At 68.9% G+C, this 25,392-nt stretch carries 20 protein-coding genes and 1 tRNA gene; 10 read left to right on the forward strand and 11 right to left on the reverse strand.

Features of this window, described 5'->3' with window-relative positions:
• Nucleotides 1–165: 165 nt before the first annotated feature.
• A complete protein-coding gene (locus tag ACIOJD_RS11490; protein WP_401911127.1) occupies nucleotides 166–558 on the forward strand; it encodes a ribonuclease domain-containing protein in 393 nt (130 codons plus the stop codon).
• A gap of 72 nt (nucleotides 559–630) precedes the next feature.
• Nucleotides 631–1,017 (forward strand): barstar family protein, encoded by a 387-nt coding sequence (locus tag ACIOJD_RS11495; RefSeq protein ID WP_401911129.1) that lies wholly within the window; start codon nucleotides 631–633, stop codon nucleotides 1,015–1,017.
• Between the two features lie 76 nt (nucleotides 1,018–1,093).
• Here the strand turns inward: ACIOJD_RS11495 and ACIOJD_RS11500 are convergent, their stop codons facing one another.
• Nucleotides 1,094–2,722 carry an ankyrin repeat domain-containing protein gene (locus ACIOJD_RS11500; RefSeq protein WP_401911132.1) on the reverse strand — a complete coding sequence of 543 codons (1,629 nt, stop codon included), beginning with the start codon at nucleotides 2,720–2,722 and terminating at the stop codon, nucleotides 1,094–1,096.
• Nucleotides 2,723–2,766: 44 nt separating this feature from the next.
• Entirely contained in the window at nucleotides 2,767–3,615 is an 849-nt protein-coding gene (locus ACIOJD_RS11505) for a hypothetical protein (protein ID WP_401911752.1), read from the reverse strand.
• Nucleotides 3,616–3,946: 331 nt separating this feature from the next.
• On the opposite strand from ACIOJD_RS11505, the gene ACIOJD_RS11510 reads away from it, so the two are divergent.
• Complete coding sequence (locus tag ACIOJD_RS11510) at nucleotides 3,947–4,831, forward strand: S1 family peptidase (RefSeq protein ID WP_401911134.1); 885 nt, start codon at nucleotides 3,947–3,949, stop codon at nucleotides 4,829–4,831.
• Between the two features lie 116 nt (nucleotides 4,832–4,947).
• Here the strand turns inward: ACIOJD_RS11510 and ACIOJD_RS11515 are convergent, their stop codons facing one another.
• Entirely contained in the window at nucleotides 4,948–6,864 is a 1,917-nt protein-coding gene (locus ACIOJD_RS11515) for a beta-galactosidase (protein WP_401911136.1), read from the reverse strand.
• Nucleotides 6,865–7,144: 280 nt separating this feature from the next.
• On the opposite strand from ACIOJD_RS11515, the gene ACIOJD_RS11520 reads away from it, so the two are divergent.
• The 4 genes from ACIOJD_RS11520 (at nucleotide 7,145) to ACIOJD_RS11535 (ending at nucleotide 13,191) form a co-directional block, all read left to right on the forward strand.
• Nucleotides 7,145–8,008, forward strand: coding sequence for an AraC family transcriptional regulator (locus ACIOJD_RS11520; protein ID WP_401911755.1), 864 nt, complete (start codon nucleotides 7,145–7,147; stop codon nucleotides 8,006–8,008).
• Nucleotides 8,009–8,105: 97 nt separating this feature from the next.
• Nucleotides 8,106–8,492: a chorismate mutase gene (locus ACIOJD_RS11525; protein WP_401911139.1), complete on the forward strand. Its 387-nt coding sequence runs from the start codon at nucleotides 8,106–8,108 to the stop codon at nucleotides 8,490–8,492.
• 317 nt (nucleotides 8,493–8,809) lie between these two features.
• Nucleotides 8,810–11,407, forward strand: coding sequence for an aminopeptidase N (gene pepN / locus ACIOJD_RS11530; RefSeq protein ID WP_401911142.1), 2,598 nt, complete (start codon nucleotides 8,810–8,812; stop codon nucleotides 11,405–11,407).
• Nucleotides 11,408–11,781: 374 nt separating this feature from the next.
• Entirely contained in the window at nucleotides 11,782–13,191 is a 1,410-nt protein-coding gene (locus ACIOJD_RS11535; RefSeq protein WP_401911143.1) for a lysine N(6)-hydroxylase/L-ornithine N(5)-oxygenase family protein, read from the forward strand.
• Between the two features lie 66 nt (nucleotides 13,192–13,257).
• Here ACIOJD_RS11535 and ACIOJD_RS11540 read toward each other — a convergent pair whose 3' ends face one another.
• Nucleotides 13,258–15,093 (reverse strand): 5'-nucleotidase C-terminal domain-containing protein, encoded by a 1,836-nt coding sequence (locus ACIOJD_RS11540; RefSeq protein WP_401911145.1) that lies wholly within the window; start codon nucleotides 15,091–15,093, stop codon nucleotides 13,258–13,260.
• A gap of 302 nt (nucleotides 15,094–15,395) precedes the next feature.
• Between ACIOJD_RS11540 and ACIOJD_RS11545 the strand changes: the two genes are divergently transcribed.
• Nucleotides 15,396–16,112, forward strand: a complete 717-nt coding sequence (locus ACIOJD_RS11545; protein ID WP_401911757.1) for an SIMPL domain-containing protein — start codon at nucleotides 15,396–15,398, stop codon at nucleotides 16,110–16,112.
• A 210-nt stretch (nucleotides 16,113–16,322) separates the two neighbouring features.
• Nucleotides 16,323–17,756 (forward strand): pyruvate kinase, encoded by a 1,434-nt coding sequence (pyk, locus tag ACIOJD_RS11550; RefSeq protein WP_401911147.1) that lies wholly within the window; start codon nucleotides 16,323–16,325, stop codon nucleotides 17,754–17,756.
• A 10-nt stretch (nucleotides 17,757–17,766) separates the two neighbouring features.
• Here pyk and ACIOJD_RS11555 read toward each other — a convergent pair whose 3' ends face one another.
• A complete protein-coding gene (locus ACIOJD_RS11555) occupies nucleotides 17,767–18,549 on the reverse strand; it encodes a transcriptional regulator (RefSeq protein WP_401911149.1) in 783 nt (260 codons plus the stop codon).
• 108 nt (nucleotides 18,550–18,657) lie between these two features.
• Nucleotides 18,658–18,732: transfer RNA gene (locus tag ACIOJD_RS11560), tRNA-Leu, on the reverse strand.
• Nucleotides 18,733–18,831: 99 nt separating this feature from the next.
• On the opposite strand from ACIOJD_RS11560, the gene ACIOJD_RS11565 reads away from it, so the two are divergent.
• Entirely contained in the window at nucleotides 18,832–19,485 is a 654-nt protein-coding gene (locus ACIOJD_RS11565) for an ANTAR domain-containing response regulator (RefSeq protein WP_401911151.1), read from the forward strand.
• Between the two features lie 91 nt (nucleotides 19,486–19,576).
• Here ACIOJD_RS11565 and ACIOJD_RS11570 read toward each other — a convergent pair whose 3' ends face one another.
• The 5 genes from ACIOJD_RS11570 to ACIOJD_RS11590 form a co-directional block, all read right to left on the reverse strand.
• A complete protein-coding gene (locus tag ACIOJD_RS11570) occupies nucleotides 19,577–20,293 on the reverse strand; it encodes an ABC transporter ATP-binding protein (protein ID WP_401911154.1) in 717 nt (238 codons plus the stop codon).
• The gene (locus ACIOJD_RS11575; protein ID WP_401911157.1) at nucleotides 20,290–21,174 is read right to left on the reverse strand and encodes an ABC transporter ATP-binding protein; all 885 of its coding nucleotides are present in this window, start codon (nucleotides 21,172–21,174) and stop codon (nucleotides 20,290–20,292) included. The genes ACIOJD_RS11570 and ACIOJD_RS11575 overlap by 4 nt, the downstream gene beginning before the upstream one ends.
• A gap of 5 nt (nucleotides 21,175–21,179) precedes the next feature.
• Entirely contained in the window at nucleotides 21,180–22,985 is a 1,806-nt protein-coding gene (locus tag ACIOJD_RS11580; protein WP_401911159.1) for a branched-chain amino acid ABC transporter permease, read from the reverse strand.
• A 5-nt stretch (nucleotides 22,986–22,990) separates the two neighbouring features.
• Nucleotides 22,991–23,920: a branched-chain amino acid ABC transporter permease gene (locus ACIOJD_RS11585; RefSeq protein ID WP_401911161.1), complete on the reverse strand. Its 930-nt coding sequence runs from the start codon at nucleotides 23,918–23,920 to the stop codon at nucleotides 22,991–22,993.
• Nucleotides 23,921–24,023: 103 nt separating this feature from the next.
• A complete protein-coding gene (locus tag ACIOJD_RS11590) occupies nucleotides 24,024–25,256 on the reverse strand; it encodes a branched-chain amino acid ABC transporter substrate-binding protein (protein ID WP_401911163.1) in 1,233 nt (410 codons plus the stop codon).
• Nucleotides 25,257–25,392 lie beyond the last annotated feature (136 nt).

Consider the following 25,392-nt stretch of genomic DNA (forward strand, 5'->3'; position numbering starts at 1 on the left):
CGGGAAGGGGCAGGGCGTGAGATCCGGGGGCGGTCTCGGTCCGCGGCGGGTTCTACGGCGTGGATGTACGGCACGCTACGGACTCGGGACCGATGGTTAACTTCCGGGAAATTACCCGTAGTTGGGATTGACGTGTACGCGTCTACGCGCGTCATCATAGGTGCCATGCGAATTCCCCCACGTATCGCCACCCTCGGCGGCGTCGCCGCCCTGGTCTCCACGCTCCTGGTCGGCGGGGTCACCGCCACCGCCGCCACCGCGGCCCCCACCGCGGTCGGCAGCATCTGCTACTCCAACCTGCCGTCCCAGGCACACGACACCCTCGACCTCATCGAGGTCGGCGGGCCGTACCCGTACTCCCAGGACGGCGGCGTCTTCCAGAACCGCGAAGGCATCCTGCCGAGCCAGTCCGCCAGTTACTACCACGAGTACACGGTCATCACCCCGGGCTCGTCCAACCGTGGCGCTCGCCGCATCGTCACGGGCAACAAGACCGACGAGGACTACTACACGTCCGACCACTACGCGTCGTTCTCGCTGGTCAAGTACAGCTGCTGAGTCACGTACAGCTGCTGAGCCACGGCCGCCGAGTCACGGCCGTTGAGACAACCGGAAGGTAACCTCCGTCCCATGACGGTGACGTATGTGATCGACGGGGCGGAGGTCACCGGCCTCGACCGCTTCTGGCAGGTGATCGGTGCGGCCGTGAACGGGCCCGGCGGGTACTTCGGGAGCAATCTCGACGCGCTCGCCGACTGCCTCTCCGGCGGGTACGGAACGCCGGACGACGGCGACTTCGTCATCGAGTGGCGCCGGCACGAACTCTCGCGCCGGGCCCTGGGCCAGGAGGAGACCGTGCGCACGCTCCAGCGGCGGCTGGAGCGTGCGGCGCCGGGCAACAGGGCCGCGATCCAGGTGCGGTTGGACGAGGTACGGGCCGGCCGGGGGACCACGGTCTTCGACGAGCTGGTGCGGCTCATCGAGGAGGAAGCGCCCGGCGTGCTCCGCCTTCTCTGACGGGTCGGCCGGTCGGCCGGATCGTTGGACAAGGCTCGTGGCCCTTGGGGCGCCCGGGGTTGTGCCGTCCCTCTGATCAGCGGCGCCGGGGAAGCGTCCGCTCCAGCCGCCGCCGCTCCGGGCCGTGCGGTACGTACCGTACGGCGGCCACCGCCGTCGCCCGCGCGTAACCGCCGGGATCCTCGTCGGCGAGGATCCGGGCCAGCACATCGACCGCGCGCGGATCCTGACGGACCGCCAGACCCTTGGCCGCCTCCGCCGCAGTGTCCGCGTCCGGGTCGTTCAGCCGGGCCGCCAGCGCCTCACGGATCTCGTGGGTGTCCGCGTCCACCTCCGCCAGGGCCGGCACCGCCCGGTCCCTGACCGAGGCGTCCGCGTCCCTGCTCAACAGGATCAGCGCCCGCACCCCGGCGTGGCCGGAGCCGTCGTCACATTCGCGCTCGTCCTCGCCATTTCCGGTCGGTACGAGTCCGGCCAGCGCCAGCGCGACCTGGCGCCGTACCGCGGCGTCCGGATGGGCGGTGTGGCGCAGGATCTCCGGCAGCGCGGCCGGGTCGCCGTGCAGGCCCAGGCCCCGCACCACCACGCGGACCAGCTCCGGCTCGGCCGTTTCCGCTTCCCGGGACAGCTCGCGCAGCAGGGGCACCGCGCGAGCCGTGAACGGACTCGCCCCGTCCGCCCCGTCCGCCGTGCCCAGCCGCGCCAGTACACCGGCGGCGAAGGCCCGCCGCAACGGCTCGTCGCTCGCGCACCAGGCAGCCGCCGCCTGGAACGTCTCCTCGTCGCCGCGCCGCGACAGCGCGGCCACCGACTCGGTCCAGTCGTCCCGCCCGGGATCGCCGCAGTGCAGCGCGCGCCCCGCCAGCTCCTCGTACGGGGTCGCGATGCCCAGCTCCGCCTCCAGGAGTGTCGCGACGGCCGCGTGCCCGGTCTGCTGCTCCTGCCCGGCCATCGGCTCGCCGTCCCGCAGCAGTTCGACCACGACGGTCAGTGAGCCGTCCTCCTCGATCCGGCGTACGACCGTCTCGTATCCGTCGCCATAGGCGCGCAGCAGGCCGTCCCGCAGTTCCTGTTCCACGTCGAGCGCCATCCAGCGCCGTGCCTCGGCGAGCGCCGCTTCGCGCGCCCCGAGGCGCACGCCGTCGGCATTGTGCGTTTCGTCGCGCGCTCCGTCGTGTGTGCCGTCGGCTGTTCCGGCGTGCGCGCCCGCGCCGTAGCGCAGCAGGACCCGTACGGACGGTGTGGAGCCACGGCGGGCGGCCAGCTGGAGGGGCGGTTCACCGCCGGGGCTCGGCAGGTCGGGGTCGGCGCCGTACTCCAGCAGCGCCTCCAGCGTGTCGGGGAAACCCTGGACCACCGCCCACGTGACGGCCGTGAAATCGAACTGCTCCCGGCTGTCGGGCCGGGCGCCCGCCGCCAGCAGGGCCCGGACGACTTCGGTGTGCCCGCCGCAGGCCGCCGCGCACAGCGGCAGATCCCCGCGCTCCGGGCCGCTCGCCCGCTGCGGGTCGGCGCCCGCAGCCAGCAGCAGCCGTACCAGCCCCGCCTCGTCGCTGACAGCCGCCAGGTAGAGAGCTGTCTGGCCCTCGCTGTCGGTCGCCTCGGCCGGCACGCCCGCCCGGAGCAGGCGGACGACGGCGTCACTCTCGCCGCCGTACACCGCCTCGAACAGTGCCTGGGTATCCGCCGCGGGCTCTTTCGTCATGCTTCGACCCTACGTTCGCCCCGGTATCGGCGTCGTTCAGGCGTTCAGGTGTCGCATTCCAGTACCGTCCGGCACAGTCCGCACCGCGCCCGGACCCGGCCCTGGACGGGGATCCGGATGCGCTGATGGCAGGTCGGGCAGGGGAACGAGACCCGCGGTCCCTCCGGCAGCAGCTCGAACGCGTAGGGCGAGGACGGGTCCGTGGCGGCGCCCGGATGATCGAGGGCGTACCGGCGGTCCTTGGCATAGCGGTGCCGGCCCGACCAGCCGGCGGTGGTCAGCGGCGGTTGCTGTTCGTCGCGCAGCGCCCGCGCCCTGCCTTTCGTATACGACGTGTAGCCCTGCGGGCTGGTGAACCAGATCCGGGGGTCCTCGTCGAAGACCAGCGCGCGCTTGGCCAGTACGTAGCCGAACTCCTCGGGCGTGAGATAGCCGAGCTTCTGGCTGGAGTCGCGGTCCTCGCGGTACGCGTCGAGCAGCAGCCAGCCCGCACCCAGATAGGTGGTTGCGGTGTCGGTGAGGATCTCGTTGTCGCGGGTGCCGGGGAAGCTCAGCCCGAGCCGGTGCAGCAGGACATGGGTGATCTCGTGGGCCAGGGCGGCGCCGATGTCCCTGCGGTGGCTGCGGAAACGGTTGTTCAGCTCGATGAAGTACTCGGGCCCGGCCGTCAGCTCGACGTTCGCCGCGTGCCGCATCTCGCGGAAGCTCACGATCACGCGCGCGTCCGGCAGGCGCAGTTGCCCCACCAGGGCGCGGGCCACCCGCTGGGTGCCGAGATGGAGATCGTCCACGTCGGAGAAGGCCACATCGGCGGGGGCGACGCTGGTCGCGTACGAGCGGATGCCGTCGGGGGAGAGGCGCCGGTAGAGCGCGGTGATCGCCGCTCGCGCCATCTCGATGTGCGGATAGCCGTGGACGACCTCGCCGCCGTTCGTCACATCCGTACCCCCTCGAAGGACGGTCCGGGGCCGGACGGAGCCCGGCCCGCACCGCGTCAACTTTACGGGGACGGGCCTGGGGCGGCGGGGGATCCGTCCGTTCAGCGGACAGTGTCCGGCAAACGTGTCCTCGGGATGGCTGAAAACTGCCTCTTGTGACTTCGCTGATCTTCTCCGCATAATCCGGCATCACGCTTTTTTGTCGAGCCCATGTCAGCCCCACGTGTGAGATCTACGCGTGTCAGATCTGTTCGTCTCAGGTCTGCGCGTGTCACATCTACGCGCAATGACCGGGCCCGGCGATCGAGCGCTACCCGCCGCACCACCCCCACCTCCAGCAGCCCCCACGAAAGGCAGACCCTTGAGCGTTCTGGGTGTCCTCAAGAGATGCGCCGCCGCCGGCGCCGTCGTTCTCGCCGCTGTCAGTCTTCAGCCCAGCTCGGCCTCCGCCGCGCCCGCGCCGGACAAGACCACCAAGGCCGCCGCGCCCGTCGCGCCGCCCGTCGTCGGTGGCACCCGCGCCGCGCAGGGTGAATTCCCCTTCATGGTCCGGCTCTCCATGGGCTGTGGCGGCGCGCTGTACTCCTCGACCATCGTCCTGACCGCCGCGCACTGTGTGGACGGCTCCGGGAACAACACCAGCATCACGGCCACCGCCGGGGTCGTGGACCTCCAGAGCACCAGCGCCATCAAGGTCAAGTCCACCAAGGTGCTCCAGGCCCCCGGCTACAACGGCTCGGGCAAGGACTGGGCGCTGATCAAGCTCGCGTCGCCGATCAACCAGCCGACCCTGAAGATCGCCACCAACGCCACGTACAACACCGGCAACTTCACCGTCGCCGGCTGGGGCGCGGCCACCGAGGGCGGCGGCCAGCAGCGCTACCTCCTCAAGGCGACCGTTCCGTTCGTCTCCGACGCCAGTTGCAGCGCGTCGTACGGCGGCGACATCATAGCCGCCGAAGAGATCTGCGCCGGATACTCCCAGGGCGGCACCGACACCTGCCAGGGCGACTCGGGTGGCCCGATGTTCCGCAAGGACAACGCCGGAGCCTTCATCCAGATCGGCATCGTGAGCTGGGGCAACGGCTGCGCCCGCCCCGGATACCCCGGTGTCTACACCGAGGTCTCGAACTTCGCTTCCGCGATCCAGTCGGCCGCCTCGACCCTCTGAGCACCGAGCTGAACAGCGGGACATACACGTAGGAGAGGGGCGGACGGGGGCCAACGTGCCCTGTCCGTCCCTCTCTTCCCGTCTCTCCTCCTGATCTGGTTCTCTTCCCGCCTCGGTCAGCCGAGTTGTACGTACCCCTCGCCCGCGGCCTCCAGCTCCAGCACCCACAGCTCGTTGCCGCCCTCGCGCAGCACCGGACCGGGAACGTGCAGCGACTCCTGGGGCCCCCGCGACCAGTAGCGGCCCAGGCAGAAACCGTTCACCCAGACGAAGCCCCGGGTCCAGGAGGGGAGGGTGAGCGAGGCGTCGCCGACGCCACGGACCTCGAACTCCGCGCGGTACAGCCCCCGGTGACCGAGCCGGTCCGGAACCCGGCGGTGTGCCGGCTGCGCGTCCGCTTCCGAGCCGGTCTCCCGGTCCGCTTCCGGAGCCGACTCCGGGGACAACGACGGTGCCGACTCCGGCGTCAACGACGGTGCCGACTCCGGCGTCAACGACGGTGCCGACTCCGGCGTCAACGACGGTGCCGACTCCGGTGCCTTGAGCGGGATCCGCCCGACCGCCGACGCGTCGTCGAACGCGTCCAGCCGCAGGCCCCGGGACCGTACCCCGTGCAGATACTGCAACTCGTGCAGCACCCCGCCCGTGATGCCCTTCGACTCGCCGAGGCGCGGCCCGTAGTTGACCCGGCCCAGCGACTCCACCCAGATCTCGACCGACGCCGGCCCGGCCACCGGCTCCGCGAGCGCCGGGGCCTCCCCGCTCAGCACCCCGGCCCGTACGCCGTCGACGTACACCACGGCCATGTCGCGCAGCCCGGCCAGGGTGAGCGGACCGGGCTTGCGCGGCCCCGGGATCGTCAGCCGGTGGCGCACCAGCCCCCGGTCGACGTCCAGTTCCTCGAAGGACGGCGGCAGCGCCGTCCGGGACTCGGGCCCGCCGAGCGTGTCCATGACCTCGTCCAGCGACGCCCACCCGGTGAACTCCGCCCGTACGGGACCGGCCAGCGCGGGCGGAGCCGGCGGGACCTCGGGCAGCGGACCGTCCTGGAACTGCGCGAACACCTCGCGGAACAGCCGGAACTTCTCCGTCGGCCGCCCCGCCTCGTCGATCGGCGCGTCGTAGTCGTACGACGTCACATCCGGCTCCAGCGCGCCCCCGTTCAGCTCACCGGAGCGATTGGCGCCCGCCCAGCCGGCGAAGTTCGTCCCGCCGTGCGCCATATACACATTGACCGAGGCGCCCGCCTCCAGGATCTCCCGCAGCGCGGCGGCCGCGTCCGCCGGGTCCCGTACGACCCGCTCCCCGCCCCAGCGCTCGAACCAGCCGCACCAGAACTCCATGCACATCAACGGTCCGTGGGGCCGGTGCGCGCGCAGTACGTCGAAGGCGGCGCGCGCACCCGAGCCGAAGTTGACCGTCGCGAGCAGCCCGGGGACGGAGCCGCCGGTGAGCATGTGGTCCTCGGGCCCGTCCGAGGTGACCAGCGGAACCGTCACGCCGCACTCCCCGACCAGCTCGGTGAGCCGGCCCAGATAGACCTGGTCGGTGCCGTAACTCCCGTACTCGTTCTCGATCTGCACCATGATCACCGGACCGCCCCGGTCGATCTGGCGCTCCACGACCTGGGGCAGCAGACGGCGGAACCACCGCTCCACCGGCCCCAGAAACGCCGCGTCCCGTGTCCGCACCCGCGCGCCCAGCGGGCCCGTCAGCCAGTGCGGCAGACCGCCGTTGTCCCACTCCGCGCAGATGTACGGGCCCGGCCGTACGATCGCCCACAGCCCCGCCTCGCGCGCCGCGTCCAGGAACCGGCCGAGCGCCGCCACGTCGTGGTGACGGCCGGGCTCCGGCTCATGGAGATTCCACGGGACGTACGTCTCCACGCAGTTGAGGCCCATGGCGCGCAGCATCGCGAGCCGGTGGCCCCAGCGCGCCTCATGGACCCGGAAGTAGTGCAGCGCCCCCGACAGCAGCCGGACCGGCCGGCCGTCCACCAGAAAATGCTCGTCCCCCACCGTGAACTCAGCCACCGTTACCGCTCTCCTGCCCGTTGTCCTTCGGCCCGCCGTGCGTTCCGTCACTGGTCATGGCCCACCTTCTCCCCCTGGCGAGCGGACGGTCCATGGACAAAGATCAGCTCTGTTTGGACACAACCGAAGAGGTGGGATGCCGGTTGGTGAGAGCGACGGCGACGGCGACAGGGACGGCGACAGGGACGGCGACAGGGACAGCGACAGGGACGACGACAGGGACGACGACAGGGACAGGGACAGGACCAGCGACAGCGACAGGGAGAAAGGGCGGAAGCGGATGTACGACACGTGGATGCGGTATCTCACCCCCAGCCCGGCCCACCACCGCCTCGGCCTCGTCTGCCTCGGCGTCGGACTCCAGCACGGCTGTCTGCCCACGGTCGGACCGCGCACCCTCGACCACCATGTGGCCGTCGTCATCAGCGCGGGCAGCGGCTGGTTCCGGTCGGCGGACGGGCGGCGCACCACCGTCAGCGCGCCCGCGGTGCTCTGGCTGACGCCCGGCACCCCCCACCACTACGGCCCCGACCAGCACCACGGCTGGGACGAGAGCTTCGTCGCCTTCACCGGACCCGCCACCGCCACCTACACCGAACTCGGCTACATCGAGCCCGACCGGCCCGTCGTCCCCCTCTCCGACGCGACCGGCGCCCGAGCCGCCGTCGCCCGGATCGCCCGCGCCGCCCGCCGGGGCAACCCGCTGCTCGAAGTCGAGACGGGCGCGGCCGTACACGAACTCCTCGTCGTACTGCGCCGGGCCCGCGCCGACGTCGACGCCGAGGGCGACCCGGTGCTCCAGGCACTGACCCGCGACGCCTGCCGCCCGCTCACGGTCGCCGAACACGCGGCCCGCCACGGAATGACCCCCGCCGAACTGCGCACGGTCGTACGCAGGGCCGTCGGCCGCGGGCCCAAGGACTACCTCCTGGGTATCCGGCTCGGCCGCGCCAAGGAACTCCTCGCCGCCACGGAACTCCCCGTCGCCGCGGTCGCCCGCCGGGTCGGCTATCACGACCCCGCCTACTTCTCCCGACTGTTCACCCGCCGGGTGGGCATGGCCCCCGTCCGGTTCCGAGAACAGCAGGCCCGTGCGGTCCCGGGCGCCGGCCGGGGCGACGACGTCCCGGCCCCGGCGTCGTGATCCCGCCCCTCTGATCCCGCCCCTCTGACCGCGCCCCGATCCCGCATCCTGGCCACCCTCAGCCGGTCGAACGCCGGTCCGTCTAAGCTGCCGGACCATGACCACGAGCAACGCCGGCATCGACGACTCCGTACGCGCCGAACTGAACCGCCTCCGCGAAAGCATCGACAACATCGACGCGGCCGTCGTCCATATGCTCGCCGAGCGCTTCAAATGCACCCAGCAGGTCGGCCTCCTCAAGGCCGAACACCAGCTGCCCCCGGCCGACCCGGCCCGCGAGGCCCGCCAGATCATCCGGCTCCGGCAGCTGGCGGAGAGCGCCAGGCTGGATCCGGCCTTCGCCGAGAAGCTGCTCAACTTCATCGTCGCCGAGGTGATCCGCCACCACGAGACGATCGCGGACGAGACACGCAGCGGGACCGGTGGCGAGAGCACTGTGGACGGTGGGGAAGGCGCCGCCGGCGGCGGGACACCGTCGTCGTGACGGCCGTACGGGCCGACCACAGGCGGACGGCCACGCACCGCTCCGTACGGGAACGCCGGAGCCACCCCGCGCGTTGACAGGCGACAGCCGAAGCGACAGCCGAAGCGACAGCCGAAGCGACAGCCGAAGCGACAGCCGAAGCGACAGCAACGGCTGCGGAACGGCTGCGGATACGTACCACCGGGGGCAGTGACGCCGCTCCACTTTCCCCTCACGTCACAAGGGCCCCTGGCACAGGCCCGCGGAGCCGTCGCCGTGCGCTGACAGCGCAAAGAACACTGCTGCGCGCCCTGCGGCCCATCGGGCAGCATGGCCCCATGTCCGTACTGACGCGCGACGAAGCGCAGACCCGAGCCCAGTTCCTCGACGTCCACCGGTACACGATCGCTCTCGATCTCACCACCGGCGACGACACCTTCGACTCCCGTACCGTCGTTCACTTCACCGCACGGGCCGCGGGAGACACCTTCGTCGAGATCAAGCCGGCCGGTCTGCGCTCCGTCACCCTCGACGGACAGCCCCTCGACCCCGCGGCGCTCACCGGGAACCGGCTCGCACTCACCGGACTCGGCGCGGGCGAGCACGAGTTGCGCGTCGAAGCCGACATGCGGTACTCCCGTACCGGCGAAGGCATGCACCGCTTCACCGACCCCACCGACGGCGAAACCTACGTCTACACCCAGCTGTTCCTGGACGACGTCCAGCGCGTCTTCGCCGCCTTCGACCAGCCCGACCTCAAAGCCGTCTTCGAACTCACCGTCACCGCACCGGACCACTGGACCGTCCTCGGTAACGGCATCGCCCAGCAGACCGGCCCGCGCCAGTGGACCCTCGCGCCCACCCCGCTCATCTCCACCTACCTCGTCGCGGTCGCCGCCGGCCCGTGGCACTCCGTACGCACCGAACACGCCGGACTGCCCTTCGGCATCCACTGCCGGCGCTCCCTCGCGACCCACCTAGACGCCGACGCCGACGAGCTCTTCGACATCACCCGTGCCTGCTACGACCGTTACCACGAGAAGTTCGACGAGCCCTACCCCTTCGACTCGTACGACCAGGCCTTCGTCCCCGAGTTCAACGCGGGCGCCATGGAGAACCCCGGCCTCGTCACCTTCCGCGACGAATACGTCTACCACTCCGCCGTCACCGACACCGAGCGGCAGACCCGCGCCGTGGTCATCGCCCACGAAATGGCCCACATGTGGTTCGGCGACCTCGTCACCCTCGCCTGGTGGGACGACATCTGGCTCAACGAGTCCTTCGCCGAGTACATGGGCTACCAGATCCTCACCGAAGCCACCCGTTTCACCGACACCTGGGTCGACTTCGGCATCGGCAGGAAGGCCTGGGGATACGACGCCGACCAGCGTCCCTCCACCCACCCCGTCGCCCCCGACCCGGACGCCGTCCCCGACACCGCGTCCGCCCTGCTCAACTTCGACGGCATCTCCTACGCCAAGGGCGCCTCCGCACTGCGCCAACTCGTCGCCTGGCTCGGCGAGAAGGACTTCCTCGCCGGTATCAACATCCACTTCGCCCGGCACAAGTTCGGCAACGCCACCCTCGCCGACTTCATCGACTCCCTCGGCCGGGCCACCGAGCGCGATGTGCACGCCTGGGCCGCCCAGTGGCTCCGTACCACCGGCGTCGACACCCTCACCCCCGAGATCACCGGCAGCGCGACCGCGTGGAACCTCGGAGTCGTACGAGACGGCAGCCGCCCGCACCACATCGCCGTCGGCGCCTACGACATCGACCCCGTCGACCCCGCCCGCCTCATCGAACGCGAGCGCTTCGCACTCGACCTCCCGGTACCCGACAGCCCCGGCGCGGACGCCGACACCGGCACCGGCACCGGGACGGGGACCGGCACCCGTACCGGCCGCCGTCCCGCCCTCCTCGTCCTCAACGACAGCGACCTCACCTACGCCAAGGTCCGGCTCGACGGCCCCTCCTGGGACACCGCCCTGTGTGCCCTCTCCGGCATCCCCGACCCCCTCACCCGCACCGTCATCTGGAACGCCGCCCGCGACCTGGTCCGCGACGGCGGCAGCGACTCCCCGGCACACGGCGGATCGGACATGCCCCCCGCCACCCCGGGCATGACACCCGCCGCCTACCTCGGCGCCGCTCGCACCCACCTCCCGCTCGAAACCGACCTCGCCATCGTCCAAGGCGTCCTCGCCTTCGCCGCCGGCCAGATCACCGACCGCTACCTCACCCCCGAGAACCGGCCCGCCGCCCTCGCCACCCTCACCAGCGTCTGCCGCGACCTCATCCGCCGCACCGAGGACGGTAACCACCCCGGGCTGCGCCTCACCGCCGTACGCCACTTCATCGACGCCGCCACCCAGCCCGACACCATCCAGGACTGGCTCCACTCCGGCAGCGTCCCCGGCGGCCCCGAACTCGACCCCGACCTGCGCTGGCGCATTCTCACCCGCCTCGCCGTACTCGGCGCCGTCGACGCCGCCACCATCGACGCCGAACTCGACCGCGACCCCAGCGCCACCGGCCAGGAAGGCGCCGCACGCTGCCGTGCCGCCCTGCCCGACCCGGCCGCCAAAGCCCAGGCATGGGCCTCGATGTTCGACTCCGACGACCTCTCCAACTACCTGTTCAGCGCCACCGCCCGAGGATTCTGGCATCCCGAACAGGCGGACCTCGTACAGGAATACGTCCCCCGCTACTACCCCGAAGCCGTCGCCCTCGCCGACCGCCGCGGCCCCGCCATCGCCGACGCCGCGGGCCGCTATGCCTTCCCCGCGTACGCCATCGACGCCAAATCACTGCGCCTCGGCCAGGAGTGCCTGGACCGTACGGACATGATCCCGGCGCTGCGTCGCAAACTCGCCGACCAGCTCGACGACGCCCACCGGGCGCTGCGGGTCCGTACGGCCCGGCCGACCGGCTGACCGTCGTCCGGCGCGGTCCGACCGGCCGCCAACCCCACGGGCACCACCAACCCCGCGGGCACCGGCAAACCCGTGGGCACCACCAACCCCGCGGGCACCGGCAAACCCGCGGGCACCGGCAACCCCGCGGGCTGCGCCGAGAGCGCGCCCCGGGGCGGGGCCGGGGTCCGCCGTACACGCACGCACCGCGCAGGCGCACGTACACGCGTACGGCGGATCCGGGGCGGGGCCAAGTGGAGTCTTTTCAGCCGTCCTTCACCACACTTGCGCCCACGGCGATACCACTCCCGGGTCCGGATCGTTGTCCCCCGTAGGCACCACCACCGACCCCCGGGACCCCCGGGCGCCCGACTCGTGGAAGGCAGTATCTGCCGATGACCGCCCAACCCGCCGAACTCGACCAGCCCCGCGACCTGGTGGGCATCGGCATCGGCCCGTTCAACCTCTCCCTCGCCGCTCTCGCCGACGGCGTCCACGGCGGACTCGACGCCACTTTCTACGACCAGAACCCCGCCTTCCACTGGCACCCCGGCCTGCTCATCGACGGCGCCGCCCTCCAAGTGCCCTTCCTCGCCGACCTGGTCACCCTCGCCGATCCCGCCAGCCCCTGGACCTTCCTCAACTACCTCAAGGCCCGCGACCGGCTCTTCCCCTTCTACTTCGCCGAGCGCTTCCACATCCAGCGCGCCGAATACGACGCCTACTGCCGCTGGGTCAGCCGGCAACTCCCCGGACTCCGCTTCGGCCACCAGGTCGACGCCGTCCGCTGGAACCCCGAACGCGCCCTCTTCGAAGTCGACTTCACCCAGCTCGGCACCGACGGCGAAGCCGCCGCCCTCGGCCGCGCCCACACCCGCAACGTGGCCCTCGGCATCGGCACCGAGCCGTACATCCCCGACCCCCTCAAACCCCTCGTCGCCGCCCCCGCCGCCCCCGTCATCCACGCCGCCGACTACCTCGAACACCGCGAACGGCTCCTGGCCGCCGGCCACATCACCGTCATCGGATCGGGCCAGTCCGGCGCCGAGATCTTCCTCGACCTGCTGCGCGCCCGCCCCAAGGGAGCCGAGAAGATCCACTGGCTCGCCCGCACCGAAGCCTTCGCGCCCATGGAGTACTCCAAGCTCGGCCTGGAACAGTTCACCCCCGACTACACCCGCTACTTCCACGCCCTGTCCCAGCAGGTACGCGACGATCTCGTCCCCCGCCAGTGGCAGCTCCACAAAGGCATCGACGCCGACACCCTCGCCGCCATCCACGACGAGCTCTACCGGCGCACACTCCACGGCGGCTGGCCCGACGCCGTCCTCACCCCCGGAGTCTCCGTCCGCACCGCCGGACGCGTCGCCGTCACCAAAGTCGAACTCCACCTCGAACACGCACAACAGGGCGCCCGCTCCCGGCTCACCACCGACGCCGTCGTCCTCGCCACCGGCTACCGCGAACGCTCCCTCGACCGGATCCTCGCCGGGCTCGACCCGTACATGCGCCGCGACAACGCCGAACGCCCCCGCATCGACGAGCACCACCGGATCATGCTCGACGACGGCGTCACCGGCTCCGTCTACGTACAGAACGCCGAACGGCACACCCACGGCGTCGGCGCACCCGACCTCGGGCTCGCGGCCTGGCGCAGCGCCACCATCCTCAACCACCTCACCGGCAAAGAGCCCTACCCACTGCCCCGGCGCACCGCGTTCACCAGCTTCGGCCTCGACGGCCGGAACCAGACCCGCTCGCTGCCCGAGCCAAGGGGCCTGGTCCCACTCACCGAAGTACGCTGAAACTCATCGGAAGCACGCCGGAGGAAGCCCAAGGAAACCGTGGGTTTTCCTCCGGGCACTCCCGGATCAGAAGACCGGCGTACCGTCCCGCGTCAACTTCCAGTCCACCGAGGCGAACGCGCCCGCATCGACCGTCCCCGCCTCCCGTACCCACCCGATGATCGTGTTACGGATCTCGTCCGAATTGGCCCACAACTGCTGAGCCGCCGCGACATGCGGGAAGTTCCCGCCCCCGCTCGCCCGGTAATTGTTCACCGCCAGTACGAACTTCGCCGCCGGATCCACCGCCGCACCCCCGAACCGCGCATTCACGATCCGCGAACCCACCGGCTTCGCGATGTCTATCTCGTACGTCAGACCCGACACCACGTCATAGTTGTAATCCGGAATACTGTCGGCATTCGTCAGCTTCGACGTGTCCACCGGCGCACCGGCCGCCGTCCGGACGTAATACCTCACCGAATACTCCAAGTACTCCAGAATCTGAGCGCCCGTCAACAGCCGTGCCTCCAGGGTGTTCTCGAACGGATAAAGCCCCGCCGCGGCCCTGATCGTCACATCACCGGCCGGGATACCAGCCGTACGCGAGAAACACGACGCCTGCGACAACACCGGCAGCCCCGCCCACTCACCACCGGCCAGCGCCGCCTTCACCGTCTCCACCTGGACATGGTTGATCAGATCGATGATCGGCTCGTCCTTCCACGGCGCGTCGGCCGTGGACATCGCCGCGGTCGACGTACCGATCACCTGGTTGACATACGCCACCACCTTGCGGTGCTCGTCCGAGAGCAGCCGGGTGATCTTCTTGTCCTCGGCGACCGTGTTGGAGTTCAGGACCCGCGAACCGACCCTCTCGACCGTCCAGGAACCCCGCTCCCACACCAGATCCACATCGAAGAGCGTCAGCCGCTGACCCCACTTGAGCGGCTCCGACAACACCACATCCTTGCCGGACTCCTTGTTCACCACCCGGCGCTCCGGGATCTCCACATGCGCGTGCCCGACCAGAATCGCGTCAATACCCGGCACCCGCTCCGCCACCAGCGTCGCGGCATTCTCCACATAGGGGAGCTGATCGCCGTACGAGGACGAACCGTCCGTCCCCGAATGCGCCGACACCAACACCACATCCGCACCCATGGACCGCAGCTTCGGCACCCACTTCGCCGCCTGCTCCTCCAGCCCCGGGAACGTCATCTTCCCCTGGACATTCGCCTTGTCCCAGATCGCGATACCGGGATTCGTCAGCCCGAGAACCGCGACCTTCACCTCACGCCCGAACGGCGTCCGCAATTTCTTGATCACATACGGTGCGAAAGCGGGCTTCAACGTCTTCGCGTCCAGTGCGTTGGCACCGAGCAGCGGGAAACGACACTGCTCCTCGAACTTCCGCAGCACCGGAATACCGTAATTGAACTCATGATTGCCGAGCGCCGCCGCGTCATAACTGATCGCGTTCATCGCCTGCGCCATCGGATGCACCGGACCCCGCGCGGCGGTGATCGGATCGACCTTGGCGTAGTAGTACGAAAGCTGGGTGCCCTGGATCGTGTCACCCGCGTCGATCAACAGCGTGTTGTGACGGCCCTTCTCCTCACGGACCTGATCCACCAGCGTGGAGATCTTGGCCAGCCCCACATCGTTGTGAGCCGCGTCGTCGAACTCCTTGTCCGTGAAGTAGTCCCAGTTGAACACGTTGCCGTGCAGGTCGGTCGTCCCCATCACGGTGAACGAATACCGCTTCCCCTTCCCCGCACCCCCATGGCCACCGTCATGACCGTGACCCGCGCCAGGGCCCCGGCCGGCGGCCTCGGCCGGCCCCGCCACCCCTCCCGCCAGCGCCACACCAGCACCGGTGGCAGCGGTACTGCCCAGGAACGTCCTACGGTTCAGCGGCATTTCTTCTCCCTCGATCCCATGCGTCCCTCGATCCGATGCACGACGCGCGTAGATTCTGGCTCACAGACCCGCACCGCAACACCCTCGTACGGTTTCGATCGGGTGACCGCCGATTGTCGGACCCGAATGCGAGAGTGGAGCACGTACATGGAGCACGCATGGAGCACGTACGCATGCAGCTCATGTACGTGAAGCGCGCACAGCAGTTGGCCGGCGACAGCCGCCGTACAGCGGGTCATCGCCGCCCAGCGACAACCGCCGTACGGGTCGGCGGCCGGCCGCCGACCTACGAGGGAGCCCCAGTGACCACCGACGCACCCACCCCCGCCGCCCCCTACGGCACCCCCGACACCCCCAGGGTCGCCGTCCGAGGCGAAGCACGCCTGGTGGTCGACCCGGAAATCGCCAGGATCAGCATCGCCATCAGCGCCCGAGGCACCGACCGGCGCACCGCACTCGACGACCTCACCCGCCGCAACACCGAAGTGCTCGCCCTCATCAAGACCTACGGCGACTCCGTCGAAAAACTCGAAACCGGCTCCTTCTCGATCAGCCCCGAACTCACCCGCCACGGACGCGGCGAACGCGTCCGCGCCTACCACGGCAGCGTCCACCTCAGCGCCGAACTCGCCGACTTCACCGCCCTCGGCGAACTCACCACCCGCCTCGCCGACCTCGAACTCACCCACGTCACCGGCCCCTGGTGGGCGCTGCGCCCCGACTCACCGGCCCACGGCGAAGCCCGCCGCCAGGCCGTACGGGAAGCCGTCCAGCGCGCCCGCGAATACGCCGGAGCCCTCGGCGCCCACCTCGCGGCCCTGGTCGAGCTCGCCGACCTCGGTGCGGAGAACAGCGCCGGATACGGCATGCCGGCCGCTCCCGGCGGACTGCGCGGCATGAGCTACGGAAGCGCCGAAGCGACCGAAGCCCCCGCACTCGACCTCGAACCACAGCGCCAGACCGTGTACGCGCAGGTGAACGCGCGCTTCACCATGACCCCGCCGGACCTCACCTCCTGACACTCCACGACTTCCCGTCACTCCCACGTTCTGTCACTTCCGCGTCCTGTCACTTCCACGTTCTTTGACCGCGTTCCGACAAAGCGAAAAATGCTCATCGGAGCACCCCCGCGCACAATTCAACTCTTGTCAATTACCTTTCACACAGGGGTTGTTGAGTAGTCATGTACGACCAAATCCCTACCGGTCGGTAAGGTCTAGGCTCGACATATGCGCCGAGCGAAAATCGTCTGCACCCTGGGGCCCGCCACCGACTCGTACGACCAGATCAAGGCACTGGTCGAGGCCGGAATGGACGTAGCTCGCCTCAACCTCAGCCACGGCACCTACGCCGACCACGAGGAGCGCTACCGGCGCGTACGCAAAGCCGCCGAAGAAACCGGCCGGAGCGTCGGCATCCTCGCCGACCTTCAAGGACCGAAGATCCGCCTCGGCCGCTTCAGCGAAGGCCCCGTACTCCTTGAACGCGGCGACGAGTTCACCATCACCGTCGAACCCCTCGAAGGCGACCGCCACACCTGCGGCACCACCTACGAAGGACTCCCCGCCGACGTCACCACCGGCGAACGCATCCTCGTGGACGACGGCAAGGTCGCCCTCGAAGTCACCTCCGTCGACGGACCCCGCGTCCACACACGCGTCGTCGAAGGCGGCATGGTCTCCGACCACAAGGGCCTCAACCTCCCCGGCGTCGCCGTCTCCGTACCCGCCCTCTCCGACAAGGACATCGAAGACCTCCGCTGGGCCCTGCGCACCGGCGCCGACGTCATCGCCCTCTCCTTCGTACGCAGCGGCGCCGACATCGACGACGTACACCGCATCATGGACGAGGAGGACCGCCGGCTCCCCGTCATCGCCAAAGTCGAAAAGCCCCAGGCCGTCGAGAACATCGACGACATCGTCGCCGCCTTCGACGGCATCATGGTCGCCCGCGGCGACCTCGGCGTCGAAATGCCCCTCGAACAGGTCCCGATCGTCCAGAAGCGCGCCATCAAACTGGCCAAGCGCAACGCCAAACCCGTCATCGTCGCCACCCAGATGCTCGACTCGATGATCGAGAACTCCCGCCCCACCCGCGCCGAGGCATCCGACGTCGCCAACGCCGTCATCGACGGAACGGACGCCGTGATGCTCTCCGGCGAGACCAGCGTCGGCAAATACCCCGTCGAGACCGTCAGGACGATGGGCCGCATCGTCGAAGCGGCGGAAGAAGACATCCTCGCCAAGGGCCTGCCCCCCATCACGGAACGCAGCAAACCCCGCACCCAGGCCGGCGCGGTCGCCCGCGCGGCGGCCGAGATGGGCGACTTCCTCGGCGCGAAGTTCCTGGTCGCCTTCACCCAGTCCGGCGACACCGTCAAACGCCTTTCCCGCTACCGTTCCCCGATCCCGCTCCTGGCCTTCACCCCCGACCCGGCCACCCGCTCCCAGCTGAACCTCACATGGGGCGTGGAGACGTTCCTCGGCCCGCACGTGGACTCCACGGACGCGATGGTCGCGCAGGTGGACGAGGAACTGCTCAAGATCGGCCGCTGCGCGAAGGGCGACATCGTGGTGATCACGGCAGGCTCCCCGCCCGGAGTGGCGGGCTCGACGAACCTGGTACGGGTGCACCACATCGGCGAGGACGACAGCCCGAAGTAGCGGGTACGGGTCAGTACTTGGGCCCGATGCGCGCATCCATGAGAGCGACGGAGGCGCGCTTGGCGACGGAGACGTTCTGGACGGCGCGGTTCTGGTTGGCGGGTTTCCACTCGACGCCGACCGAGTCGAGGGCGTCGGTGAAGAGCCGCAGGATGTCGCGGGACGCGTTGGAGAAGAAGTAGCGAGGGTATTCGTACCGCTTGCGCACACCACCGATGATCTTCTCAGTCCAGTTGGTGACGCGGCAGCGTTCGGAGTGGATCAGGCCGCGTACGAACTCCCACGGGTGCGCGTCCACGATGTCTTGCCGCCAGGGTTCGAGGCCGACGGGGCGATCGTGTTTCTTGCCCGGCCCGTGCTGAGGGAACAGGCACGGCCAGTGCCTGTCGTAGGACGTCACCATGACGCACCCCTGCTTCTGGAGGAGGCATACGGTGTTCCCGGGCCGGACAGCGGTGATCGCGGTGCGGCACCGGTCGATGAGGCGGGGCCAGGCATCCGCGCACGCGATACGCAGGTAGTAGCCGCCATGACGGTGGCGACTGATACAGCCGTCACCCAGGTAGAGGCCCAACAGGTAGGCGTACGAAGCGGAGTCGGCCGGTGCGACCGGCTCGGGCAGACACCTTGGGCAGGCGGTTGTCCGTCCCCGCATACGAGGAAGCGGGTCGATTCGGATCTGCCATGAGCGGATCGCCGCGCGGGATATGCCAGTCTGCTTGCTGACGGCGCTGAGGCTCTGTCCCCGGTCGACCAGCGACAACGCTCGCTGTCGTGTCTGGAGGTCGTACATGGGGCCGATGCTGGTCAAGAAGCCCGGCACATGGTCACGGAACCGTGGAAATTCACGCGATCAAGTGGTTGACGCGAGCTTTCCCGTGACCTTGGAATCGAAGGAAAGTGCCCCAGGTGGGATTCGAACCCACACTGTCCGCTGTTTGAGAGCGGCCTCTCTGACCAGTTGGAGTACTGGGGCCTGAGAATGCAAGGGATTAAGGTCCCCCGCCTGGGCCTACTTTACCGCAGCTCGGTAGGCTCATGGGGAGCAGCACCCTGTCTGGAACGAGGAGCCCCCGTGACCGCCCCCGAGTCGCCCCAGCCCGTCGACGACGACGACAAGTCCCACGTCCCGCCGCTGACGACACGCGTCGTCATCGCAGAGGACGAGGCCCTGATCCGCCTCGACCTCAAAGAGATGCTCGAAGAAGAGGGCTATTCGGTCGTCGGTGAGGCCGGTGACGGTGAGCAAGCCGTCGAGCTGGCCCGGGAGCACCGGCCGGATCTGGTGATCCTCGATGTGAAGATGCCGGTTCTGGACGGGATCTCCGCCGCCGAGAAGATCGCGGAGGAGTCCATCGCGCCGGTCCTGATGCTGACCGCGTTCTCCCAGCGTGATCTGGTGGAGCGGGCGCGGGACGCCGGGGCGATGGCGTATCTGGTGAAGCCGTTCAGCAAGAGTGATGTGGTGCCGGCCATCGAGATGGCGGTGTCGCGGTTCACGGAGCTGAAGACGCTGGAGCAGGAGGTCGCGGATCTTTCGCAGCGGCTGGAGACGCGGAAGCTGGTGGACCGGGCGAAGTCGGTGTTGCAGACGCAGTACGGGCTGACGGAGCCGGCGGCGTTCCGTTGGATTCAGAAGACGTCGATGGACCGGCGGTTGTCGATGCAGCAGGTGGCTGAGGCGGTCATCGAGGACGCGGGTGAGAAGAAGGCGTCGAAGGGACAGTAGCTCGCGGCCCGTCCCGGTTCCGTACGTCAGGAGGCCCGCCCCGGAACATCGGGGCGGGCCTCCTGACGTGTGTGGGTCGCTCGGTTCGGGGTCAGTCCTCGCCGAGGTACGCCTTGCGGACGGATTCGTCGGTCAGGAGGTCCTGTCCGCTGCCCGAGAGGACGATCCTGCCGACTTCCATGACGTGGCCCTGGTCGGCGAGGGAGAGCGCGGCCTGGGCGTTCTGCTCGACGAGCAGGATGGTGGTGCCCTGCTCCTTGAGTTCGCTGATGGTGGCCATGATCTTCTGCATCATGATCGGCGAGAGTCCCATGGAGGGTTCGTCGAGCATGAGGAGTTTGGGCCGTGACATGAGGGCGCGGCTCATGGCGAGCATTTGCTGTTCGCCGCCGGAGAGGGTGCCCGCGGCTTGTTTCCGGCGTTCGCCGAGGATCGGGAAGAGCTCGTAGGAGCGCTGGATGTCCTTGGCGATGCCGTCGCTGTCGTCGCGGAGGAACGCGCCGAGCTGGAGGTTTTCGGTGATGGTGAGCCGGGGGAAGATCCGGCGGCCTTCGGGGGAGTGGGCGAGGCCGAGGGCGACGATTTTGTGTGCGCCGACTCCGTCGAGGGGTTTGCCGTCGAAGGTGATGCGGCCGCCCGCGGGCTTGAGCAGTCCGGAGAGGGTGCGCAGGGTGGTGGTCTTGCCGGCGCCGTTGGTGCCGACGAGGGTGACGATCTGGCCGGCTTCGACGCTGAAGGAGATGCCTTTGACGGCTTCGATCTTGCCGTAGGCGACCTTGAGGTTTTCGACCTCGAGGAGGGCGGTCACTGGTTGTCTCCTTCTGTGCCGGGCGTGTTCTGCTTCGCCTCGGCGGCCTCCACTTCGGAGGCCTCTTCGGCGCCGGGGGCGCCTTCGTAGGGGGTGCCGAGGTAGGCGGCGACGACGCGTTCGTCCCCTTGGACGACCTCGGCGGTTCCTTCGACGAGTTTCTCGCCTTGGACGAGGACGGCGACGCGGTCGCAGAGGTTGAAGATGAAGCGCATGTCGTGCTCGATGACGAGGACGGCGATGCCTTGGTCGCGGATGGCGAAGACGAGGTCCTGGGTGGTCCTGGTCTCCTGGGGGTTCATGCCCGCGGTGGGTTCGTCGAGGAGCAGCAGGCCGGGTTCGCTGGCGAGGGCGCGGGCGATTTCGAGCTTGCGCTGTTCTCCGTAGGGCAGGTTGCGGGCGAGGTGGTCTCGTTTGTGGGCGAGGCCGGTGAATTCGAGGAGTTCCATGGCGCGTTCTTCGGATTCGCGTTCGGCTTTTTTGAATCCGGGGCCGCGCAGGAGTGCGGAGAGGAGGCCTTCTTTGGTGCGGGTGTGGCGGCCGACGAGGACGTTTTCCAGGACGGTCATGTTGGCGAAGAGCCGGATGTTCTGGAAGGTGCGGGCGATGCCGGCCTGGGTGACGAGGTGGGAGCGGTGGGGGAGGACTTTTCCTTTGTAGGAGACGGTGCCCTCGGTGGGGATGTAGAGGCCGGTGAGGCAGTTGAAGAAGGTGGTTTTGCCGGCGCCGTTGGGTCCGATGAGGCCGACGATCTCGCCGCTGTTGACGGTGAGTTCGACGTCGCGTACGGCGGTGAGTCCGCCGAAGCGCATGGTGACGCCGGAGGCGTGGAGGACGGGGGTGCCGGTGGCCACGCTGGTCTGGGTGGTGTCGGTGGTCATCTGGGTCACGTCCCCGCTTTGCTGAGGCCGATATCGCCCTTGGGGGCGTCGAGTTGGCCGGTCTCGTGGAATTCGAGCTGCTTCCTGCGGTCGGCGATGAGGCCTTCGGGGCGGAATCGCATGAGGAGGATGAGGGCGATGCCGAAGAGGAGCAGTTGGTAGTCGGACATGAATTGGAGTTTGGCCGGGATGAGGTAGAGCAGTGAGGCGCCGATGAGGGGGCCGCTGACGGTGCCCATGCCGCCGAGGATGACCGCTGCCAGGAGGAAGGCGGAGTTGGGCGGTACGGCTTCGACGAATTTGTACTGGGCGGGGGTGACGGTGAAGGTCACGTGGGCCTGTACGGTGCCGGCCATTCCGGCGAGGGTGGCGCCGAGGGCGAAGGCGAGGAGTTTGAGCCGGAAGGCGTTGATGCCCATGGCGCGGGCTGCTGTCTCGTCTTCGCGGATGGCGACCCAGGCGCGGCCGATGCGTGATTGGTCGGAGCGGCGGAAGACGGTCACGACGATGATCGTGAAGAACAGCATGAGCAGGTAGTAGTTGGAGAACCTGCCGAGTTCGACGCCGAGGACGGTGTGGGGCTCTCCGAGGTTGAAGCCGAAGAGTTCCAGGTCGGGGATGTTGGGGATGCCGTTGGGTCCGTTGGTGATGTCGGGACCGGAGGCGCCGTCCATGTTCTGCATGGCGATGCGGAAGATCTCGCCGAAGCCGAGGGTGACGATGGCGAGGTAGTCGCCGTGGAGGCGGAGGGTGGGGGCGCCGATGACGACGCCGAAGATGAGTGAGGCGGCGGCGCCGGCGAGTACGGCTGCCCAGAAGGGGAGCTGGATCCCGATGGTGGAGGAGGGCGAGCCGGAGAAGAGGGCCGCGGTGTAGGCGCCGACGCCGAGGAAGGCGACGTATCCGAGGTCGAGGAGTCCGGCGAGGCCGACGACGACGTTGAGGCCGAGTGCGACGGTGGCGAAGATGAGGATGTTCGCGCCGATGGTGGCGTAGGCGTCGTTGCTCTGGGTGAACGGGAACGCGAAGGCGGCGACGAAGGCCGCGGTCACGGTGACGTTCTTGTGGGTGGCGGTGAGGGTGGCGAGCCGGCGGTTGAGTCCGGCGCGGGCGACGGCGGTGGTGCCGAAGCCGACCATGAGGAGGAAGCCGATGAAGAGTTCGGCGTATTCGGTGTCGATCCCGTAGGTGAAGACGAACAGGCCGAGGCCGAAGGATACGGCGATGATGACGATTTCGAACCAGGACGGGAGCGGTGCGGCCTTGTCCGGTACGGGGGCTTTGAAGGCCTGGACGAAGCGTTGCGGGAGTGTCGGGGTGCGGCCCTGGCTGTCGGTGTCGGCGGGGACGTCGATGGGGAGTCCGAACGCGGCGACGAGGGTGAGGAGGGAGGTGGCGGCGGCGACCCAGCCGCCGGGTTCGAGGTTGGCGAGTCCGCCGAGTTCGACGGCGATGGCGATGATCGTGTACCAGGTGGTGGCGAAGGTGCCGAGGGCGAGGAGCAGGACGGCGCTGCTCTTGCCGCCGGGGGTGAGCCAGCCGAGGCCTCGGATGCCGTAGGTGGCGGTGGTGAAGATGAGGGTGAGGAGGGCACCGGTGAGGGTGAGGACCTGGAGGCCGCCGGGGTAGCCGGTGACGGTGAGGTCGCCGGGGAATTCCGCGGTCCAGGTCCAGGCGAGGAAGGTGCTCGCGAGGGTGAGGAGCGCGCCGAGGGCGGTGGCCGCGCGGGCGGCTGAGGTGGGCAGGGGGATGACCGGCGGGGTGTGCTGGGTGGTGGCCGGGGTGTCCTGCTGGGGTGTGGTGGTGGTCATGGGTATCACGCCCTGTCCGCGACGCGTGCGCCGAGGAGGCCTTGGGGCCTCAGCAGCAGTACGAGGATGAGGAGGACGAAGGCCCAGACGTCCTTCCAGGCTCCGCCGCCGAACTGCGACATGCCGGGGATGTTCTCGATGTAGGCGGTGGCCATGGCTTCGGTGAGGCCGAGGACGAGTCCGCCGATCATGGCGCCGTAGATGTTGCCGATGCCGCCGAGGACGGCGGCGGTGAAGGCCTTGAGGCCGGCGATGAAGCCCATCTTGAAGTTGACTTCGCCGTATTTGAGGCCGTGGGCGACGGCGGCGATGGCGGCGAACGCGGCGCCGATGGCGAAGGCGGTGACGATGATGCGGTCGGTGTTGATGCCCATGAGCTTGGCGGTGTCGGGGTCCTGCGAGGTGGCTTGCATGGCGCGGCCGGTGCGGGTCTTGGAGACGAAGAAGCCGAGGCCGATCATGCAGGCGGGGGCCGCGATGAGGAGGAAGAGGTCACCGCGTCCGATGGCGAAGGCGCCGAGGTCGAGTCGTCCGCCGTCGAATTCGGGGAACGGGCGGGACTTGGTGGCGTCGGGGTAGAAGGCCCAGACGGCTTGCTGGAGTGCGATGGAGAGGCCGATCGCGGTGATGAGTGGTGCCAGCCGGGGGGCGCTTCGCAGGGGTCGGTAGGCGAAGCGTTCGGCGCCTATGGCGACGAGTACGGAGCAGGCCATGGCCATCAGGATCATGAGGGGCAGGGCGAGCAGGAGGCTGGTGCCGGCGGGCAGCCACAGGTAGGCGGTCAGCGCGCCGAAGCCGCCGATCATGAATATTTCGCCGTGGGCGAAGTTGATGAGCTGGACTATGCCATAGACCATCGTGTAACCGATTGCGATGAGTCCGTACAGCGCGCCGAGTAGCAGGCCGTTGGCAAGTTGCTGCGGCAGATCGTTCACCGCGGGGCCTCCGAGTGAGTGTGGTCAGATACGGCCGCGCGGGGGCGCTTGTGGCGCCCCCGCGCGGTATTCAGATGTACGGGGTGGGGCCGGAGGGCTCGGATCAGCCTTCGAACTCGCCGCTCGTGACCGCGACGTGCTTGCCGTTCTTGACCTCGTAGAGGGAGAGCTGCTTGTTGGTGGTGTCGCCGAACTCGTCGAAGCCGACCTTGCCGGAGACTCCGTCGAAGCTGACGTCCTGCATGGCCGCGGTGATCTGCTCGCGGGCGTCCTTGCTCTCGGGGAGCTTGCCGTCGTTCTTCTCGACGACGGCCTTGACGGCCTGGATGATGGCCCAGGTGGAGTCGTAGGAGTAGCCGCCGTACGCCTCGAAGGCGTCCTTGTAGCCGGCGCTCTTGTAGTCGGCTATGAACTTCTTGGCGGTGTCGAGGGTCTCGAGCGGGGCGCCGACGGAGCTGGCGAAGTCGCCTTCGGCGTTGGCCTTGGCGAGGTTGATGTACTCGGCGCTGAAGAGCGCGTCGCCGCCGATGGTGGGGATCTTGGCGCCGGCGTTCTTGATCTGGCTGGCGAGGGGGGCGCCGGCGGGGTATTCGCCGCCGTAGTAGACCAGTTCGGCGTCGGTCGCGGCGACCTTGCTGGCGACGGAGGAGAAGTCCTTGTCGTCGGGGTTGATGTGGTCGCTTCCGACGACCTTGCCGCCGAGCTTCTTGAACTCCTGGGCGAAGGTGGCGGCGAGGCCGGCTCCGTAGGTCTTCTTGTCGTCGATGACGTAGACCTTCTTGAGCTTCTTCTCGTTGTACATGTACTGCGCGGCGAACGGGCCCTGGATGGCGTCCGTCGTCGAGGTACGGAAGTACGTCTTGAAGCCGCGGACCTTCTTGCCGCTCTGCCAGTCCTTGCCCTGGGTCAGCTCGGGGTTGGTGTTGGCGGGCGAGACCTGGACGAGGTTGGCGTTGGCGAAGACCTTCTGCATGGACTGGCCGACGTCGGAGTTGAGGGGGCCGACGACGCCCATGACGTCGTTGTTGGAGACGAGCTTGGTGGCGTTCTGCTGGCCGGTGGAGGCCTGCGCGACGTCGTCGAGGGCCTCCAGTTTGAAGGTGACTCCGTCGACCTCTTTGTTCTTGTTGGCGGTCTTGACCGCGAGGTCGGCGGAGTTCTTGATGCCCTGGCCGAGCGCGGAGAGGTCGCCGGTGAGCGGCGCGTCGAGGCCGATGACGACGGTGGTGCCGCCGCCGTCACCGCTGCCGCTGTCGTCGCGGGAGCCGCAGGCGGACAGTGTGAGTGCCCCCGCGGTGATCGCGGTGGTGATGAAGAAGAAGGAACGGTGACGCACGTTCAGGCCTTTCCCCTGGCGCGGCGCCCCTTCTGGAAACGCCGGGTCGAGCGCCGGAGCCGAACTCGAAGGGATTCCGGCGGCGCAGTGACTGGCAGTGACTATAAGCACGAGTCACAGGAATGCAGCAGAGGTG

The organism is Streptomyces sp. NPDC088116, from assembly GCF_044741745.1.
GTDB lineage: Bacteria > Actinomycetota > Actinomycetes > Streptomycetales > Streptomycetaceae > Streptomyces.

Excerpts from the sequence above, each read along its gene's own strand:
- ACIOJD_RS11490 (WP_401911127.1), top strand. The coding sequence starts at position 166 with ATGCGAATTCCCCCACGTATCGCCACCCTCGGCGGCGTCGCCGCCCTG.
- ACIOJD_RS11495 (WP_401911129.1), top strand. The coding sequence starts at position 631 with ATGACGGTGACGTATGTGATCGACGGGGCGGAGGTCACCGGCCTCGAC.
- ACIOJD_RS11500 (WP_401911132.1), bottom strand. The coding sequence starts at position 2,722 with ATGACGAAAGAGCCCGCGGCGGATACCCAGGCACTGTTCGAGGCGGTG.
- ACIOJD_RS11505 (WP_401911752.1), bottom strand. The coding sequence starts at position 3,615 with ATGGCGCGAGCGGCGATCACCGCGCTCTACCGGCGCCTCTCCCCCGAC.
- ACIOJD_RS11510 (WP_401911134.1), top strand. The coding sequence starts at position 3,947 with ATGACCGGGCCCGGCGATCGAGCGCTACCCGCCGCACCACCCCCACCT.
- ACIOJD_RS11520 (WP_401911755.1), top strand. The coding sequence starts at position 7,145 with ATGTACGACACGTGGATGCGGTATCTCACCCCCAGCCCGGCCCACCAC.
- ACIOJD_RS11525 (WP_401911139.1), top strand. The coding sequence starts at position 8,106 with ATGACCACGAGCAACGCCGGCATCGACGACTCCGTACGCGCCGAACTG.
- pepN (WP_401911142.1), top strand. The coding sequence starts at position 8,810 with ATGTCCGTACTGACGCGCGACGAAGCGCAGACCCGAGCCCAGTTCCTC.
- ACIOJD_RS11535 (WP_401911143.1), top strand. The coding sequence starts at position 11,782 with ATGACCGCCCAACCCGCCGAACTCGACCAGCCCCGCGACCTGGTGGGC.
- ACIOJD_RS11540 (WP_401911145.1), bottom strand. The coding sequence starts at position 15,093 with ATGCCGCTGAACCGTAGGACGTTCCTGGGCAGTACCGCTGCCACCGGT.
- pyk (WP_401911147.1), top strand. The coding sequence starts at position 16,323 with ATGCGCCGAGCGAAAATCGTCTGCACCCTGGGGCCCGCCACCGACTCG.
- ACIOJD_RS11555 (WP_401911149.1), bottom strand. The coding sequence starts at position 18,549 with ATGTACGACCTCCAGACACGACAGCGAGCGTTGTCGCTGGTCGACCGG.
- ACIOJD_RS11575 (WP_401911157.1), bottom strand. The coding sequence starts at position 21,174 with ATGACCACCGACACCACCCAGACCAGCGTGGCCACCGGCACCCCCGTC.
- ACIOJD_RS11580 (WP_401911159.1), bottom strand. The coding sequence starts at position 22,985 with ATGACCACCACCACACCCCAGCAGGACACCCCGGCCACCACCCAGCAC.